The organism is Mycobacterium sp. TH-M82 (assembly GCF_057473605.1).
This window is the reverse complement of the sequence record NZ_JBYCKY010000343.1, coordinates 1-1,147: the sequence shown is the minus strand read 5'-3', so window position 1 is coordinate 1,147 and position 1,147 is coordinate 1. Positions and strand designations below refer to the sequence as shown.

General features: G+C 70.7%; 1 protein-coding gene. It reads right to left on the bottom strand.

Features of this window, described 5'->3' with window-relative positions; genetic code table 11:
* Window positions 1-1,147 (bottom strand): ATP-binding protein (locus AC2VON_RS10605; RefSeq protein WP_486952918.1); only part of this gene is annotated, 1,147 nt, incomplete at both ends.

Sequence of the window (1,147 nt, the reverse complement as noted above, 5' to 3'; positions counted from 1 at the left end):
CCCACCGACACCAGCACCTCCACCTGGCCGGTGATCGGCGCGGTGAGCGTGTGCTCCATCTTCATCGCCTCCACCGCCAGCACCGGAGCGCCTTCGTCGACGCGGGTCCCCGAGCCCGCATGGACAGCGACGACACTGCCCGGCATCGGGCTGACGATCTCCGCGCGCCGCGGACCCAGGTTGCGGGCGACGCGCTGCTCTTCGGCTTCGTGCAACTCCCAGGTGCCGCGCACGTCGGCGACCCACAAGTCCCGGTCTATCTCGGCGACGGTATACCGCCGACGCACACCGTCCAGCGTCACGGCCAGCTGACCTTTGCTGAAAGCTACGCTGGCACACTGGATCTCGCCGCCGCCGACCTGCACCCTGGCAGCCTCCGGAAGCCCCCACACCGATACCGTCTCCGAGCGCAGCGGGGTCCGCATCTCGGTGCGCACCGGAGCCGGCTCTCCGATGCGCCATCCGCTCGGCACCGCCCACGGGTTGTCCCGGCCGCGGCGGGCCAGCCCCCACTGCCGGTACAGTCCGCCGGCGGCCAGCACGTCGTCGGGCGCGGCCAGTGGCGCGAAATCGACCAGCCGGTCGTCCAGCAGCCCGGTGTCCAGGTCACCGGCCACCACCCGTTGGTCGGCCAGCAGAACACGCAGGAACTCGATGTTGGTCTGCACCCCGAGCACCGTCGTGGCGGTCAGGGCCGCGTCCAGCCGCGTCAGCGCCTGTGCCCGGTCGACGCCGTGCGCGATCACCTTGGAAAGCATCGGGTCGTAGTCGCTGCCGACCACCGTACCGGGCTGCAGCGAGGAGTCCACCCGCACTCCCGTGCCGGTCGGCTCGTGCACGGCGAGCACCCGCCCGGCGGTGGGCAGCAAGCCACGCGCCGGATCCTCGGCGTAGACCCGGGCCTCGATGGCGTGCCCGGTCAACGTGATGTCGTCCTGGGTGAACGGCAGCTTCTCTCCCGCTGCCACCCGCAGCTGCCACTCCACCAGGTCCACACCGGTGATCACCTCGCTCACTGCGTGTTCCACCTGCAGCCGGGTGTTCATCTCGATGAAGAAGAACTCGTCCGGGCGATCGGCGGAGACGATGAACTCCACGGTGCCGGCGCTGGCGTAGTCGACGCTGCGCGCGGTGTTGCAGGCGGCCG